Raw genomic sequence first — 16,112 nt, forward strand, 5'->3', positions numbered from 1 at the left:
TGAGGAAGGACCCTGTCGAATGAAAAGTATGACTGGTTTTGGCAAAGCCATCCGCGAAACAAAAGCATATCAGCTAGATATCGAAATAAAAAGTGTCAATCAGCGTTTTCTAGATGTCCAAATACGAAGTCCTAAAATTCTGAACTTTATTGAAAACGATTTTCGTCAGCTTATCAAACAGCAGTTAAGCCGCGGACGGATCGAGGTATTTGTGAATCTAGCTTATATTGGCAAAAACGAAAAGCAGATCGTCATCAATTGGGAATTGATTGATTCGCTTATCACCCAATTGACAGACGGGATTCAACAACGATACGGGAGTCAAAATCAAGTGTCAATTCGTCGGCTGGCGGAACGCTTCGCGCTGGATGAAAACTTCGTAACGGTAGAAGAAAAACCGGAAGAGAGCATGGAAGAATTGGCACAGTTAGCTCTAGATACATTGAAAAGTGCACTTGATTCTATTGAAGCCAGTCGAGAAAAAGAAGGACAAGCCTTAGCTTCGGTGCTGAAAAAGAACACGGAAGAATTCAAACAAGTACTAAAAAAACTCAATAGTTTTGTAGATGTCTATGAACAGGAGTTTCAATTAAGGTATCAAAAAAAGCTGGAGGAATTTCTTGGAGCGAAAGTGGATGAGCAACGGTTGCTGACGGAGATGGCTATCTTGCTGGAACGTGGAGATATCCACGAGGAACTGGACCGTTTGGCAATCCATGTCCAAAAACTAGATGAACTTATCGAGGCGCAATGTCCTGTAGGCCGGGAATTAGATTTTCTGATCCAGGAAATGAATCGGGAAATCAACACGATCGGTTCCAAATCAAATGCAATCGAAATTAAAAATCAAGTCGTCCAATCCAAGACGATCTTAGAAAAAATCAGAGAACAGGTCCAAAATATTGAATGACGAAAGAGGTAGAGACAATGAAATACTATGACGTAACGTTCCACGAATTAAGTGGGAAAACTGTTGTTAAACGGGATATCCCTTCTGAAAAAAACGGCTTTGACGTATGGAAAGATGCCTGTGCAGACTATAATGAGAACGAACTGTTTATTTTGATCAACGACGGTGCTTACGTGACGATGAATCGGAAATTTATTGTTCGAATCGACACAGAAGAGGTAGAAGATCCGACAGAAAAAGCACGTTCTCGAAAAGATGAAATCATGGGTGTAGTGAATACTTTGTCCAATATGGGCTTTTAGCAAGGATGTTGAACAAAGAAATACAGTAAATAAACAGAATTGCATTTCTTCGCTTAGCTTCTTTGCTCTTGAAATCCATTTTGGGGTTGTGACAAAATACGTGTCACAACCTTTTTTTATTCTAAATAAATCATGTTTAAAATCCGTTTTCTCATTATGAAGTCAAATTTATGCAAAAACATGAGAAGCTGTTTATGTTTGGTTATTCTTATTACTTGATGCAGGGCAGCTTTTTCACGACCTCTCATACACGGCGTTCAAAAGCTTGCATCTGCGGTAATAAGCCCAACCAAACGAAAAACATGAGAAGCTGTTTATGTTTGGCTGTTCTTATTACTTGATGCAGGGCAGCTTTTTCACGACCTCTTGGTACAGGGTAGCTTTTTTACCAATTTCTAGCTATAATTAAAGATAACCTTGAAAGTTGCAGAAAAAAAGTGCAAAATAAACGATAAGTACAAAAAGACTAGTTGAAAGGACGTCGTCATGTCAGAGCGTGGATTATTAATCGTGTTGTCTGGTCCATCCGGTGTAGGAAAAGGCACAGTACGAAAAGCAATTTTTGAGAGTGAGGATAATGATTTTCAGTATTCAATCTCAATGACTACCCGTAAAATGCGTGAAGGGGAGGTCGAAGGCGTTGATTATTTCTTCCGAAGCAAAGAAGAGTTTGAATCAATGATCGAAGCTGGAGAGATGCTGGAATACGCAGAATATGTCGGGAATTATTATGGAACGCCTTTGTCATATGTCAACAAGACATTGGATGAAGGAAAAGATGTTTTCTTGGAGATTGAAGTCCAAGGAGCAAAACAAGTCAAAGAAAAAGTGCCCGATGGTGTATTCATTTTTTTGACTCCGCCAGATTTAGCGGAATTAAAATCACGGATCGTAGGCCGAGGAACAGATGCAGACGAAGTAATCGAAGAACGAATGAAAGTTGCAAAAGAAGAAATCGAAATGATGGCTCTTTACGACTATGCTGTTGTGAATGATGAAGTGCCGCTAGCAGTTGAACGAATCAAAAACATTATTGCCAGTGAACATTTTCGAGTAGATCGCGTAATCGGTAAATATATTAAAATGTTAAAGGAGATGTAGTCTTATGATGTTAAAACCTTCAATTGACTCACTATTAGATCGTGTAAATTCAAAATATTCTCTAGTAATTTTAGCAAGCAAACGTGCACATGAGCTGGATGCAAGTGCACAACCTACACTAGATTCTTTTGATTCAGTAAAAAGCGTTGGTCAAGCTTTAGAAGAAATCGATGCAGGGAATGTAGTCAATGATCCTCATCCTGAATTAAAACGTGAACGTTTGAAGATGGAAGAAGAGGAACGTCAAGCTCAAAAAGAGCGTGAACAACACGAATTGGAATCACGTATCCGCGAAGAGCAAAAAATGTAATAAAGAAAAGTAGAGCGAACATCTAAAAAGAAAAGCAAACCCAGCTGTTTCCTTTTCAAACATTCGCCCCTTATTGTCTGGTAGAAAAGGCTGTGTCTGAACTTTTTGACACAGTTCTTTTTTTTCTTATCCGCTGTTAATTTTTTGTTAGGATTTGGCAGAAAATAAGACAAATCCAGCGATCTCTAGTAAAATAGGCAAGGAACTTTTTGTCGCTTGATATGAAAAGACAAAAAAAGGAGGAAACGAACCATGACATTAACAGCTGAAGTCATTGTGGACGTACCTACTATGCAGACCGATCAGCCATTCACCTATCTGGTTCCCTCTGAAATGGAAACAGCTTTGCAAGTCGGGATGCGGGTAGAGGTCCCTTTTGGTAATGGCAATCGTCATGTCCAAGGATTTGTTATGGCTATCCAAAAATCAGAAGAATCAGCTAACCCATCGTTGAAGGCAGTGATCCGTTTGCTGGACCTTGCTCCGGTGGTCAATGAAGAATTACTTTCATTAGCTGATTACATGAAAAAAATCACTTATGCATTCAAAATCACTTGTCTACAAACGATGCTTCCGAGTGTGATGAAAGCAGAATATGATAAATTGATCTATCCTTTGGCAGATACACCAGAAATTCAGGCATTGTTTGGACAACGAGAAGTGATTCCTTGGAAAGAAGCAGAAGAAGAAGGCAGCCTTTCTCAATTGATTCGTTGGCGCCAAGAGCAGTTAGTAGATATCAAATACGAAGTCCATACACGAAATAAAGTAAAAACGATTCGTTTGGTCCGTTCCCTATTAACTGAAAAGCAAATCGAAGAAGAATGGGCAAAATTACGGCAAAATGCCAAGAAACAAAAAGAGCTTCTTTTGTGTTTATCTGAACTGAGCCAAGAAGAACCAATCGCTTATTTCAAAGATAAAGAAATCAGTACTGCTGTCTTGAATCAAGGAAAAGAAAAGGGCTGGCTGGAGTTTGTAGAATCAGAACGTTATCGCGACCCTTATCAAGACCGAGTATTTGACCAAACGACGGCATTGGAACTGAATGCAGAACAAAAAAATGCTGTCGAACAAATCATCACAGCAGGTCAGCAACAAAAAGATCAGGTCTTTTTGCTAGAGGGAATCACCGGTAGTGGAAAAACAGAAGTATATCTTCAGTCAATCGCTGATGTTTTGTCAGAAAATAAAACGGCTATAATGTTAGTGCCTGAAATCGCATTGACTCCGCAAATGGTCGAGCGATTCAAAGGACGCTTCGGTGAATCAGTTGCGGTCTTACATAGCGGACTTTCCCAAGGTGAAAAATATGATGAATGGCGCAAGATCGAGCGGGAAGAAGCACAAGTAGTAGTAGGCGCACGTTCTGCTATTTTTGCTCCGCTGAAAAATATAGGATTGATCATTATCGATGAAGAACATGAATCAAGTTATAAACAAGATGAGACGCCGCGTTACCATGCGAGAGATTTAGCTATTTGGCGCAGTAAATACCATCATTGCCCAATAGTCCTTGGAAGTGCGACACCCTCTTTGGAATCAAGAGCACGAGCTCAAAAAGGCGTGTATCAGTTATTGCAGTTGAACCACCGAGCCAAAGCAGCTGCACAACTTCCAGCTATTGAGATCGTAGATATGCGTGAAGAATTTCAGAATCATCGGACCTCTACTTTTTCTGCTAATTTGCAGGAAAAGATACAAGATCGGTTAGACAAAAAAGAACAAACTGTCCTACTGCTCAATCGTCGAGGATATTCGTCTTTTGTGATGTGCAGAGACTGCGGATTTGTTCTCCCATGCCCTAATTGCGATATCTCTCTTACCTTGCATATGGATACACGTTCGATGCGCTGTCATTATTGCGGACACGAAGAACCTATTCCTAATCGCTGTCCCAATTGTGGGGGCAACAAAATCCGCTACTATGGGACAGGTACCCAAAAAGTAGAAGAGGAACTCCGAGAACTTTATCCGCAAGCTAGGATTTTGCGTATGGATGTAGATACCACCCGAAGAAAAGGGGCACACGAACAGATTTTACAAAAATTCGGTGCAAAAGAAGCAGATATTTTATTAGGGACACAAATGATCGCTAAAGGCTTGGATTTTCCAGAAGTCACATTAGTTGGCGTGTTGAATGCCGATACCTCCCTGAATTTACCGGATTTTCGTTCTAGCGAGCATACATTCCAATTGCTGACCCAAGTCTCAGGACGAGCAGGACGAGCGGAAAAACCAGGCGAAGTCGTGATCCAAACGTTCAATCCTCAGCATTACGCCATAGAATTGGCTAAAAAACAAAACTATGAACAGTTTTATCAGCAGGAAATGCATGTACGGCATCGTGGAGGCTACCCTCCTTATTACTTTACTGTGAAAATAACTGCTAGCCATCCTGAAGAACAAGTGGCGGCAAAGAAAATCTTTCAGATTGCCAATCAGCTAAAAGAAGTATTAAGTCCTCAAAGTTTGTTACTAGGACCAACACCCAGCATGATTTTGAGAGTGAAAAATCGATACTATTATCAACTAATCATCAAATATAAACATGAACCGAATCTTCCCCATGTTTTGGATGAAATCTTGAATGGAAGCCAGAAAGAACAGCGGCAAGGTCTTTTTGTGGCAATTGACAACGAACCATTAAACTTTATTTAAGAAAGGACCAACTTATGCGCTATCCTATATTGATCCACCCTAATGATAAATTAAAAAGACCTGCTCAGCCAATCGACGTGATCACGGACGAAACGATTGCTTTGTTAGACAACTTATATGAGACGATGATTGCGAATGACGGAATAGGGATTGCTGCTCCTCAAGTAGGACAAAACAAGAGAATCGCTGTGATCGAAGTAGATGAATTCGAAAAATTCGAACTGATAAACCCAGAAATCATTGAAGCAAAAGGTGAAAGCATGGACGTAGAAGGCTGTCTCAGTATTCCGCATGTCTATGGAACAGTCAAGCGAGCAGATGAAGTGACTGTACGCTATTATGACCGCGATGGAGAAGAGATAGAAGTGACAGCTTTCGGCTATTTAGCCCGTGCCTTCCAGCATGAAATCGATCACTTAGACGGTATTCTGTTCATTGAGAAAATGGTACAGCAGATCCCGGAAGAAGAACTTGAAGAATATATGGAGGAACATCTTGATGACTAAGTTAGTATTTATGGGCACACCTGCTTTTTCTGTGCCAATTCTTGAAGGGTTGATAGAATCAGGCTACGAGATCCAGGCAGTAGTCACACAGCCCGACCGTCCAGTTGGGCGGAAACGAGTAATTACGCCGACACCGGTAAAAGAAGCTGCTCTAAAGCACGGTATCCGTGTGTTGCAGCCAGAGAAAATCTCCGGTTCGCCAGAAATGGAAGAAATCATTGAATTGGCACCTGATGTGATCGTCACTGCGGCGTTTGGCCAATTCTTGCCTGAAAAGTTATTGCAAGTGCCAAAATTAGGGGCAATCAATGTCCATGCTTCTTTACTTCCTAAATATCGGGGAGGTGCGCCTGTTCATTATGCCATCATGAATGGGGAGAAAGAAACTGGTGTAACGATCATGGAAATGATCAAAAAAATGGATGCAGGCGGAATCTATGCGCAAGAAAGCATGCCAATCACTAAACAAGATGATGTGGGGACGATGTTTGAAAAGCTTAGCCTTTTAGGAAGAAAGCTATTGCTAGAAACATTGCCTAATATTTTGAATGGACAAAAACCAGTCCCTCAAGACGAGTCAAAAGCCACTTTTTCGCCAAACATCACACGTGAACAAGAAGCGGTCGATTGGCATAAAACTGCAGAAGAAATCGACAACCAAGTACGCGGGATGCGTCCTTGGCCGATTGCATTCACGACCTATGAAGGTACACGCTGGAAATTATTATCGGTTGAAGTACTGGCAGAAAGTACAGACGAAGCACCAGGCACAATCATCCGAAAAGACAAAAAAAATCTATGGATTGCTTGCGGTAAACAGACCGTATTAGCCATCAATGAATTGCAGCCAGCTGGTAAAGGAAAACAAGCCGTACACGATTTTCTTAACGGAAGCGGTCAGCAAGTTCAGATTGGTCAGCAGGTGAAATAATGAAAAAAATCCCTAAAAAAATGAAAAAATCTGTACGATATATGGCATTACTGACATTAGAGCGAGTGAACAAGGGCGGCGCCTACTCGAATCTTTTGTTGAATGAGATGATCAAACAAAGCGAGCTAAATCAAAAAGATGTGGGGCTATTTACAGAATTGATCTACGGTACGATTAGCCATCAGCGACTATTGGAATTTTACGTTGCACCATTGATCGCTAAAGCAAAAAAAGTGGATGACTGGGTCAAGACGCTTCTGTATCTGTCTGTATATCAATTAGAATTTTTAGATAAAGTCCCTGCACATGCTATTTTAAACGAGGCGGTCGAAATCGCGAAAGTAAAAGGAAATCCTGGGACAGGAAAATTTGTAAATGGTGTTTTGAGGAATTATCAGCGTCAAGGAGCACCAGATCTGCAAGGCATTGCTGATCCTATCGAAAGACTTTCTGTCAAAATCAGCCTGCCTCTATGGATGACGAAACGGTTGGTGGATCAAATCGGTTATGAAGAAACTGAAAAGCTCGGTTTATCGCTATATCAGCCTAGCCATGCTAGTGCCCGAGTAGATACACGTCGACTTTCCAGAGATCAGGCCATCACTGTTTTGCAAGAAGAAGAGATTACAGCTGAAAAAAGCCAAGTCAGTCCATACGGTATAGTAGCGAAAAAAGGGCATTTAGCTTCTAGCTCATTGTTCCACGATGGCGTCATGACGATCCAAGATGAAAGTTCGATGCTTGTAGCGCCGTCTATGCAAATCGAGCCTGAACATCATGTTTTAGATGCCTGTGCAGCACCCGGAGGTAAGACGACACATATTGCTTCTTTTTTGGATCCTTCATGCGGCGGGGAAGTGATTGCTTTAGATGTACATGAACACAAAGTCAAACTCATTGAAGAAAATGCAACACGTCTGGGTGTCTCTTCTGCTGTTTACGCTCAAAAGATGGATGCTAGAGAAGTCAGCAAGCAGTTTGAACCAGAGCAGTTCGATCGGATTTTAGTAGACGCGCCTTGTTCAGGTCTAGGGCTCCTTCGGCGAAAACCAGATATCCGTTATAAAAAACAGCCGGATGAATTAGCGAATTTACCAAAAATCCAATTGGAAATTTTAGAAAGCTGCGCACCAGCTTTAAAGTCTTCCGGTATTCTGACTTATAGTACTTGTACGATCTTAAAAGAAGAAAACCAAGACGTTGTTTCTGCTTTCTTGGAAAGACACCCTGATTTTGAGAGGATTGATGTTTTGACCGATCCTATGCTACAATCATCAATCGTAGAGAAAATGTTGACTTTGTATCCGCATCAGTTTTACACAGATGGATTTTTCATTTGTTGTTTGCGCAAAAAGTAATGAGGTGAAAAAATGCAGATTGAATATCAATCAGATGTAGGAAGACGACGTAACACCAATCAAGACTATGCCAGTGTATTTACTAGCCGTTCAGGTCTCAAGCTTGCTGTATTAGCAGATGGGATGGGTGGGCACCGTGCTGGAGACATTGCTAGTCAAATGGCGGTAACAAATCTAGGCGAAGCTTGGGAAGAACAAGAAGCTGCCGACGATGAAAAAATCGCCCAGTGGTTCATTCAATCGATTCAAGAGGAAAATGTGCTGATTTATCAGCGAGGACAAGAACAGCCGGAATATAACGGTATGGGAACAACAATCGTAGCGGCAGCTCTGTCAGATGACTGGTTTACGATTGCGAATGTTGGCGACAGCAGAGCTTATTTGATTCGCGAAGATAAAATCATGCAATTGACAGAGGATCATTCTTTAGTTAACGAACTAGTCAAATCAGGGGAAATCAGCGAAGAAATGGCAGTGAACCATCCAAGAAAGAATATTTTAACACGTTCTGTCGGCATGCCAGGAACAGTCGAAGTAGATGTTTCTACTCATCTTTGGCAACTAAAAGATCGCTTGCTGTTATGTTCAGATGGCTTGACGAATATGCTATCTGAAGAAGAAATAGGAACGATCATTAATCAAGAAGGCCCGTTGTCCCATAAAGTAACTGAGCTGATTGATCGTGCCAATGAAGCAGGCGGAGCGGATAATATCACCGTTCTTCTTATCGAATATAAGGAGGACCGTGTATGATCGAGTTGGGAAAAAAATTAAATGGCCGTTATCAAATCACGGGGAATATCGGTAGTGGTGGTATGGCTAATGTATTTTTGGCGCACGATTTGATCTTGGATCGAGATGTAGCAGTCAAAGTCTTACGATTCGACTTTCAAAATGATCAAACCGCGATTCGACGATTTCAGCGAGAAGCTTTAGCAGCAACAGAACTCGTTCATCCAAATATTGTCAGTGTTTACGATGTTGGTGAAGAAGACAATATGCAGTATCTAGTGATGGAATACGTCAAAGGAATGGACTTGAAACGATATATCCAAACACATTATCCTGTTCCTTATGAAACAGCAGTAAATATTATGCAGCAGATTCTTTCTGCTATTTCTTTAGCTCATAACCATCAAATCATCCACCGAGATTTGAAACCCCAAAACGTATTGATCGATAACGAAGGTGTAGTAAAAATCACGGATTTCGGGATTGCTATTGCTTTATCTGAAACATCGATCACACAGACGAATACGATGCTGGGATCTGTTCATTACCTATCTCCTGAGCAAGCAAGAGGGAGTATGGCAACGAAGCAGTCAGATATTTATGCTTTAGGGATCATTCTTTATGAGATGCTGACAGGTAGCGTGCCGTTTGACGGTGAATCTGCTGTGACGATTGCTTTAAAACATTTCCAAGATGATCTTCCATCCATAAAGGCACTTGATCCAAATGTACCGCAAGCATTGGAAAATGTGATTTTACGGGCGACGGCTAAAGAACCTGCAGACCGTTACAAGTCAGCCGAAGAAATGTCTGATGATCTTTCTACAGTATTATCACCAGCTCGTGCAAACGAAGAAAAATGGCAACCTCATGCGATGGATAACGAAACAAAAGTTATCACACCGCTTGCAGCAGATACACCAATGCCGGATTCATTCAAATCTATGCCTCTGCCAAAAGACGAACCGAGAAACGAAACATTGCCGGAAGAGGAAGAAGTTCTGCCTGACCCTAAAAAGAAAGGACAGAAAAAATGGTGGCTGATCCTGTTAGCTGTCCTCGCTGTTTTAGGAATCGGAACAGCTGTATTCTTTGCTTCTGGCGGACGAGGAGAAGTTGTTGTTCCTGATGTTTCTGATCTTTCTGAAGCTTCTGCCAGAGAAACACTCGCAAAAGCAAAATTAGAAGTAGCAACAAAAACAGAAGAAATTGCAGATGACAAAATCGAAGAAGGCAATGTGGTGAAGACAGACCCTGCAGCGGGAACGACAGTCAAGCAAAAACGCGAAGTCACTCTTTATATCAGCAGTGGCACGAAAAAAATCAAATTAGATGATTACAGTGGTAAAAGTTATGAAGATGCTGAAGCAAGTTTGAAAGAATTAGGATTTTCTGCTGATTTGATTCAAAAAGAAGAGGAATTCAGTTCAGAGGTAGAAAGCGGAATGATCATTTCGCAATCTCCATCAGAAGATACAGAAGTCGATCCTAAAACAGACACGATTACTTTCACAGTCAGCAAAGGACCAGAAACAGTGACTTTGAGTAGTCATGTAGGAGAAAACTACGAAACTGTCCGTAATTGGCTTGTTACACAAGGATTCAATATCAATAACATTAGTGCTACTTATGAATATAGCGACACTGTGCCATCGGGTTCGATCATTAGTCAGGATCCAGCCTCAGGTGAAGTTGTAGCAGAAGAAACTTACATCAGTTTTGTCGTAAGCCAAGGAACAGAACCTAAACTGAATGACATCTCCGGCTATACAAAAAGCGAAGCACAAAGTTATTTGGCTAGTATTGGTGCAGAATATATCGGTCATGAGACTTCTGAATATTCAAGCACGGTGGATAAGGACAAAGTAATCCGTACAGTGCCAGGGGCAGGTACGACGATTACCAAAGGAATGGTTGTAAACGTGATTTACTCTAAAGGACCAGACCCAGCGTCTTCTAGTTCTGAGAAAGATTCTTCAGACAGTTCTAGCAGCTCAAGTAGCTCTAGCAGTACGAGCAGCTCTTCCAAAGAAGAATCTTCCAGCACTACAAGTTCATCAGATAGTACCTCAGAAAGCTCAAAATAAGTTTTTAATAAAATAGAACAAAGAGGTTGTGACAGAAGTGATCAGCTTCAAGAAATAAGAAGGAATTTACGAAAATTGATTCTCAAATTTTTGTGAAATTTCGGCTTATTTCCGAAGAAGCTACTTCTGGAACACCGTTTACTCGGAAAAAAGGGACTGTGTCACAGTCTCTTTTTTGTGTTTTCTATCCCTTTTGATTAGTTTACAAGCTGTATACTTTGAGAAGTTTGCGTGGAATGACACCTACTTTCCTCTTCATATGGTAAAATAAACAAAAACGGAGGTGGCACTTATCAAAGGACAAATCAGAAAAGCAATCAGCGGTTTTTACTATGTATACGCAGACGGAGAGACCTATCAAACAAGAGGAAGAGGGAATTTCCGGAATCGGAAAATCACGCCGCTTGTCGGAGATCAGGTAATCTTTGAGAGTGAAAATCAAACAGACGGCTATCTTCTGGAAATCTTGCCGAGAAAAAATCAATTAGTTCGCCCGCCAGTCACAAATGTTGATCTTGGAATCATTGTCACAAGTATCGTGGAACCTGCATTTTCTTATAATCTGCTTGACCGCTTTCTAGTTACCTTGGAATATGAATCAATCGAACCGCTCATTTTTTTGACGAAGACCGACTTGTCAGACGACCCGAAAAAAATCGAAGAAATCAAACAAACCTATACTAAGATAGGCTACCCAGTGATTGTACCCAATCATGCGGGTGACACGACAGAACTGATTCGTTACTTTCCAGAACGGCTATCGGTCTTCATGGGACAGTCTGGAGCAGGAAAATCAACACTACTGAATCAAATATCTCCAGAACTGAATTTAGCAACAGGAGAGATTTCTGATGCACTTGGAAGAGGGCGGCATACAACACGGCATGTGGAGCTGCTCCCTATCTACGGTGGGTTAGTAGCAGACACACCAGGATTCAGCTCGATTGACTTTTTGACTATCGAAGCAGGAGAATTGCCAAGACAATTTCCGGAATTTGTGGAAGCTTCTGCCCATTGCAAATTTAGAGAGTGCATGCATGCCAAAGAACCTGGCTGTGAAGTGAAACATAGAGTAGAAACAGGTGATATCGCACAGGCACGTTACGATAATTATTTGCAATTCTTACAAGAAATCGAGAAAAGAAAACCCATGTATACGAAAAAAGAAGGTAAACGAAAATAGGAGGAACCAAGAATGAAAATAGCACCATCCATTTTGAGCGCAGATTTTGCCAATTTGCAAAGAGATATTGAGTTAGTAGAAAAAGGAGGCGCAGATTACATCCACGTAGATGTCATGGATGGCCAATTTGTCCCAAATATCACGTTAGGGCCAAATATTGTTCAGGCAATCCGACCTGTCACTAAATTACCGCTAGACGTCCATCTGATGATCGTTGATCCGGAAAATTACATTCCAGCATTTGCGAAAGCTGGAGCAGATATCATTACTGTTCATGTAGAAGCAACTCCTCATATCCATCGGGCACTCCAAATGACAAAAAGCTTAGGTGTCAAAGCTGGAGTAGTTATTAATCCAGGGACACCAGTCTCCATGATCAAACATGTTTTGCCTTTGGCTGATCAAGTGCTGGTCATGACTGTCAATCCTGGGTTTGGCGGACAAAGCTTTATTGAAGAAACTGTAGAAAAAATCACAGAACTCGCTGATCTACGTAAAGAGAACAATTGGTCTTATGCAATCGAAGTAGATGGCGGAATCGTTCCAGAAACAGCAAAAATCTGTAAAGATGCAGGGGCGGATGTCTTTGTTGCAGGATCATATATCTATGGAGCCGAAAATCCAGTCGGACAAATCGAACGGTTAAAAGAGGCATTAGATTAAATGGAAATTTTATTAGCTGCTGGAGGTAATCCGGAAAACTGGCCGCAGCCTCTACTGACCAAATACGATGCCTATGTCGGAATAGATCGTGGTGCGCTGTATCTGCTTCAAGCAGGCTACCCAGTAGATCTGGCAGTAGGTGATTTTGATTCATTGTCGAACGAAGAGCAGGAGGAAGTATTTGCAAAAGCCAAAGAGTATGCCCGTTCACCCGCAGAAAAAGACGATACAGATACACAATTGGGAATCTTAAAGACATTTGAACGTTATCCGCATGCTGAAGTCACTTTGATCGGCGCCACAGGCGGAAGATTGGATCATCTTTTAGCCAATCTCTGGTTAGGTCTGGAACCTCGCTTCAAACCGTTTGCCCATCAGCTTATTATTAGAGATCGTCAAAATTATTTGGCTTATTATTTGCCTGGAAAGCATATAGTAAGACAGGTTCCAAGTATGAAGTATCTAGCTTATTGCTGTTTGACGCCCGTCTCGGCTCTTACATTGAAAGGCAGTAAGTATGTATTGGAAAATAAAGCAGTTGAATACCCGACATCTTATGCAAGTAACGAGTTTCTTTCAGATACCGCTGAATTTTCTTTTTCAGATGGTATGATTGCAGTTATTCAAAGCAAAGACTGACCAATGAACAAAAGGAAAAATTTTGTTTTTCAGGCTAAAATGACAGAATCTATTATTTACTAAAAAAAAGCTTAAGAGGAGCAACTTGCCTTTTGTTTCCCGGCATTTAGTGATAAAATTGAACACAAGAGTCTAATTAATTCGAGGTGTCTTTGTGAAGAAGTTCAATCCTAATAAAAATATTATTATTACCTTGGTTATTGTTATCATCGTGGTGACGATACTAAGTGTGACCGCTGCACAGCGAGCGAATGAAGGAAAGCCTAATTTCTTCCAATCCATCGTTAATGACAGTGTTGCAATGGTTGATAAAACAATCTCTGCCCCAGTACGGTGGGTGCGAAACGGAGTAGATTCTGTCCATAATCTTTTTTCAACTTATGCCGAAAATGAGCGGCTAAAAGAAAAAATCGATAGCTATGATGACGTTGCACAGCAAAACAAGAATTACGAGAGAGAAATCGAATCTTTGAAAAAAGAACTTGATTTGAACCAGACGCTGACGAGTTACGAAAAAGTAACGGCAAATGTCATTACCCGTTCACCAGATAGCTGGCAGGACATGCTGATCGTAGACAAGGGTTCTAAAGACGGTATCGAAGCAAATATGGCAGTCATGTCGCAAAAAGGATTGATCGGCCGAGTGATCGAAGTCAATACAGCTTCGTCTAAAATCGAATTACTGTCATCCTCTAACGAAAGCTCCAATCATTTTCCAGTACGGGTATCTTCGGCTAATGGCGAAGCATTCGGTTTGCTTAAAAACTATGATGAAAAACTCCATGCATTAGTGGTGACCCAATTGACTGGTGATACGGATATCAAAGAAGGGGATGTTGTTCAGACATCCGGTCTTGGAGGGAATTCTCCAGCTAACTTGCCGATCGGTACGGTTATCAAAACGAAACCAGACAGTTATGGTCTGGATCGGGAAGTTTATGTGAAACCTTATGCAGAAATGTATGATGTGTCAGTTGTGACGATTGTCCAACGGCTAGCGGAGGATTAGTCCATGTTGAAAAAAGAAACAATGAAGTACTATCTGCCAATCGTTCTTTTCTTTTTGATGTTGATAGATGGCCATTTAACAAGAATGCTAGGAGAGTGGTCGAAAGGCAGTTATATGTCAAATGCCCACTTTCTGATCTTGGCATTGTTATGTTGCAGTATGGCATTTGAAAAACGCTATTTGCTAATCACCACAATTGTTCTCGGTGCAGTCTATGATGCTTACTATATCGGTGTTATCGGTATCTATGCAGTAGCTCTCCCTTTGATCGTATGGTTGATGTATGTAATGAAAGACGTCATCCACGTCAACATCTTTACTGAATTTTTCAGTATGATTATCTTTGTCACGGGTTATGAACTGTTTACGATGGTGGTCCAATTGATTTTTAAACTAGCAGTAGTAAATAACACGTATTTTATTACAAGGTTCTTAGGACCTACACTGCTGTTGAACATGATTATTTTTGTATTATTCATTTTTCCATTTAAGAAATTATTCAGTGATGAATAATTTCTTTTTTTGTTTTTCGACTGAAAGCAAAAAAGAATTATTGTTATCTTAAAAAAAGCCCGTCTTAACACGCCTTTTTCATGATCATTTTCTGAAACGAACAGTTTTGTCATTTTTAGAGGTTGTTTTGAAACATTTTTGTAACATAACTATTATATCGCTGACATACTGCTATGGTACAATTTTTATATCGTTAAGAAAGACTTAAATATATTTAGATATTTATTAAATTAAGCCAGTCGGAGGAATGAAGAGTGAAAAAGAGTTTAATATCAGCAGTAATGGTATGTTCAATGACCTTGACTGCCGTAGCATCACCGATCGCTGCCGCGGCGGACGATTTTGATTCTCAGATACAACAACAAGATCAAAAGATTGCAGACTTGAAAAACCAACAAGCAGATGCACAATCACAAATCGATGCCCTAGAAAGCCAAGTTTCTGAAATCAACACACAAGCACAAGATCTATTAGCAAAACAAGACACATTGCGTCAAGAATCTGCACAATTAGTAAAAGATATTGCAGATTTACAAGAACGTATTGAAAAACGTGAAGATACAATCCAAAAACAAGCACGTGAAGCACAAGTAAGCAATACAAGCTCAAACTATATCGACGCTGTATTGAATGCTGATTCATTAGCAGATGCTATCGGACGCGTTCAAGCAATGACAACGATGGTAAAAGCAAACAACGACTTGATGGAACAACAAAAACAAGATAAAAAAGCTGTAGAAGACAAAAAAGCTGAAAACGATGCTAAACTAAAAGAATTAGCTGAAAACCAAGCTGCTTTGGAATCTCAAAAAGGCGATCTTTTATCTAAACAAGCTGATTTGAACGTACTGAAAACTTCATTAGCTGCTGAACAAGCAACTGCTGAAGACAAGAAAGCTGACTTGAACCGCCAAAAAGCAGAAGCTGAAGCAGAACAAGCACGCATTCGTGAACAACAACGTCTAGCAGAACAAGCACGTCAACAAGCAGCACAAGAAAAAGCTGAAAAAGAAGCACGCGAACAAGCAGAAGCTGAAGCACAAGCACAAGCTACTCAAGCTTCATCAACTGCACAAAGCTCAGCAACAGAAGAATCATCAGCTGCTCAATCTTCAACGACTGAAGAATCATCATCAGCTGCTCAATCTTCAACAACAGAAGAATCAACAACAGTTCCTGAATCTTCAACAACAGAAGAATCAACAAC

16 protein-coding genes are annotated in these 16,112 nt (G+C 40.7%); all 16 read left to right on the forward strand.

Features of this window, described 5'->3' with window-relative positions; genetic code table 11:
• Window positions 1–19: 19 nt before the first annotated feature.
• A complete protein-coding gene (locus A5816_RS12040) occupies window positions 20–910 on the forward strand; it encodes a YicC/YloC family endoribonuclease (protein ID WP_010733134.1) in 891 nt (296 codons plus the stop codon).
• A 17-nt stretch (window positions 911–927) separates the two neighbouring features.
• Window positions 928–1,212: a hypothetical protein gene (locus tag A5816_RS12045; RefSeq protein WP_002287356.1), complete on the forward strand. Its 285-nt coding sequence runs from the start codon at window positions 928–930 to the stop codon at window positions 1,210–1,212.
• A gap of 486 nt (window positions 1,213–1,698) precedes the next feature.
• A complete protein-coding gene (gene gmk / locus A5816_RS12050; protein ID WP_002287358.1) occupies window positions 1,699–2,313 on the forward strand; it encodes a guanylate kinase in 615 nt (204 codons plus the stop codon).
• Window positions 2,314–2,317: 4 nt separating this feature from the next.
• Complete coding sequence (rpoZ, locus tag A5816_RS12055) at window positions 2,318–2,623, forward strand: DNA-directed RNA polymerase subunit omega (protein WP_002287365.1); 306 nt, start codon at window positions 2,318–2,320, stop codon at window positions 2,621–2,623.
• Between the two features lie 252 nt (window positions 2,624–2,875).
• Entirely contained in the window at window positions 2,876–5,284 is a 2,409-nt protein-coding gene (priA, locus tag A5816_RS12060) for a primosomal protein N' (protein ID WP_086311425.1), read from the forward strand.
• Between the two features lie 14 nt (window positions 5,285–5,298).
• On the forward strand, window positions 5,299–5,790 hold the full coding sequence (gene def, locus A5816_RS12065) for a peptide deformylase (RefSeq protein WP_086311426.1): 492 nt from the start codon (window positions 5,299–5,301) through the stop codon (window positions 5,788–5,790).
• Window positions 5,783–6,721 carry a methionyl-tRNA formyltransferase gene (fmt, locus tag A5816_RS12070; protein WP_002373612.1) on the forward strand — a complete coding sequence of 313 codons (939 nt, stop codon included), beginning with the start codon at window positions 5,783–5,785 and terminating at the stop codon, window positions 6,719–6,721. Before def ends, fmt begins: the two co-directional genes overlap by 8 nt.
• Complete coding sequence (rsmB, locus tag A5816_RS12075) at window positions 6,721–8,079, forward strand: 16S rRNA (cytosine(967)-C(5))-methyltransferase RsmB (RefSeq protein ID WP_010733136.1); 1,359 nt, start codon at window positions 6,721–6,723, stop codon at window positions 8,077–8,079. Before fmt ends, rsmB begins: the two co-directional genes overlap by 1 nt.
• Window positions 8,080–8,091: 12 nt before the next feature.
• Window positions 8,092–8,832 carry a Stp1/IreP family PP2C-type Ser/Thr phosphatase gene (locus tag A5816_RS12080; RefSeq protein WP_002373615.1) on the forward strand — a complete coding sequence of 247 codons (741 nt, stop codon included), beginning with the start codon at window positions 8,092–8,094 and terminating at the stop codon, window positions 8,830–8,832.
• A complete protein-coding gene (pknB, locus tag A5816_RS12085) occupies window positions 8,829–10,898 on the forward strand; it encodes a Stk1 family PASTA domain-containing Ser/Thr kinase (RefSeq protein WP_086311427.1) in 2,070 nt (689 codons plus the stop codon). Before A5816_RS12080 ends, pknB begins: the two co-directional genes overlap by 4 nt.
• A 283-nt stretch (window positions 10,899–11,181) precedes the next feature.
• Window positions 11,182–12,081 carry a ribosome small subunit-dependent GTPase A gene (gene rsgA, locus A5816_RS12095; RefSeq protein WP_010733138.1) on the forward strand — a complete coding sequence of 300 codons (900 nt, stop codon included), beginning with the start codon at window positions 11,182–11,184 and terminating at the stop codon, window positions 12,079–12,081.
• Between the two features lie 12 nt (window positions 12,082–12,093).
• Window positions 12,094–12,744: a ribulose-phosphate 3-epimerase gene (gene rpe / locus A5816_RS12100; RefSeq protein WP_002373619.1), complete on the forward strand. Its 651-nt coding sequence runs from the start codon at window positions 12,094–12,096 to the stop codon at window positions 12,742–12,744.
• Window positions 12,745–13,383, forward strand: a complete 639-nt coding sequence (locus tag A5816_RS12105) for a thiamine diphosphokinase (RefSeq protein ID WP_086311428.1) — start codon at window positions 12,745–12,747, stop codon at window positions 13,381–13,383.
• Window positions 13,384–13,537: 154 nt separating this feature from the next.
• Window positions 13,538–14,392 carry a rod shape-determining protein MreC gene (gene mreC, locus A5816_RS12110; protein WP_002293051.1) on the forward strand — a complete coding sequence of 285 codons (855 nt, stop codon included), beginning with the start codon at window positions 13,538–13,540 and terminating at the stop codon, window positions 14,390–14,392.
• Between the two features lie 3 nt (window positions 14,393–14,395).
• Complete coding sequence (mreD, locus tag A5816_RS12115) at window positions 14,396–14,905, forward strand: rod shape-determining protein MreD (RefSeq protein ID WP_010733140.1); 510 nt, start codon at window positions 14,396–14,398, stop codon at window positions 14,903–14,905.
• A 254-nt stretch (window positions 14,906–15,159) separates the two neighbouring features.
• Window positions 15,160–16,112, forward strand: a 953-nt coding sequence (locus tag A5816_RS12120) for a coiled-coil domain-containing protein (RefSeq protein ID WP_373404615.1), incomplete at its 3' end; no start/stop codon positions are given.

The sequence above is a fragment of the Enterococcus sp. 3G1_DIV0629 genome (assembly GCF_002141285.1).
Lineage (GTDB): Bacteria > Bacillota > Bacilli > Lactobacillales > Enterococcaceae > Enterococcus_B > Enterococcus_B lactis.

Coding starts and splice junctions, on each gene's coding strand:
- def (WP_086311426.1), top strand. CDS start 5,299: ATGCGCTATCCTATATTGATCCACCCTAATGATAAATTAAAAAGACCT.
- rsmB (WP_010733136.1), top strand. CDS start 6,721: ATGAAAAAAATCCCTAAAAAAATGAAAAAATCTGTACGATATATGGCA.
- fmt (WP_002373612.1), top strand. CDS start 5,783: ATGACTAAGTTAGTATTTATGGGCACACCTGCTTTTTCTGTGCCAATT.
- mreD (WP_010733140.1), top strand. CDS start 14,396: ATGTTGAAAAAAGAAACAATGAAGTACTATCTGCCAATCGTTCTTTTC.
- priA (WP_086311425.1), top strand. CDS start 2,876: ATGACATTAACAGCTGAAGTCATTGTGGACGTACCTACTATGCAGACC.
- A5816_RS12040 (WP_010733134.1), top strand. CDS start 20: ATGAAAAGTATGACTGGTTTTGGCAAAGCCATCCGCGAAACAAAAGCA.
- A5816_RS12105 (WP_086311428.1), top strand. CDS start 12,745: ATGGAAATTTTATTAGCTGCTGGAGGTAATCCGGAAAACTGGCCGCAG.
- rpe (WP_002373619.1), top strand. CDS start 12,094: ATGAAAATAGCACCATCCATTTTGAGCGCAGATTTTGCCAATTTGCAA.
- rpoZ (WP_002287365.1), top strand. CDS start 2,318: ATGATGTTAAAACCTTCAATTGACTCACTATTAGATCGTGTAAATTCA.
- pknB (WP_086311427.1), top strand. CDS start 8,829: ATGATCGAGTTGGGAAAAAAATTAAATGGCCGTTATCAAATCACGGGG.
- gmk (WP_002287358.1), top strand. CDS start 1,699: ATGTCAGAGCGTGGATTATTAATCGTGTTGTCTGGTCCATCCGGTGTA.
- A5816_RS12080 (WP_002373615.1), top strand. CDS start 8,092: ATGCAGATTGAATATCAATCAGATGTAGGAAGACGACGTAACACCAAT.
- A5816_RS12045 (WP_002287356.1), top strand. CDS start 928: ATGAAATACTATGACGTAACGTTCCACGAATTAAGTGGGAAAACTGTT.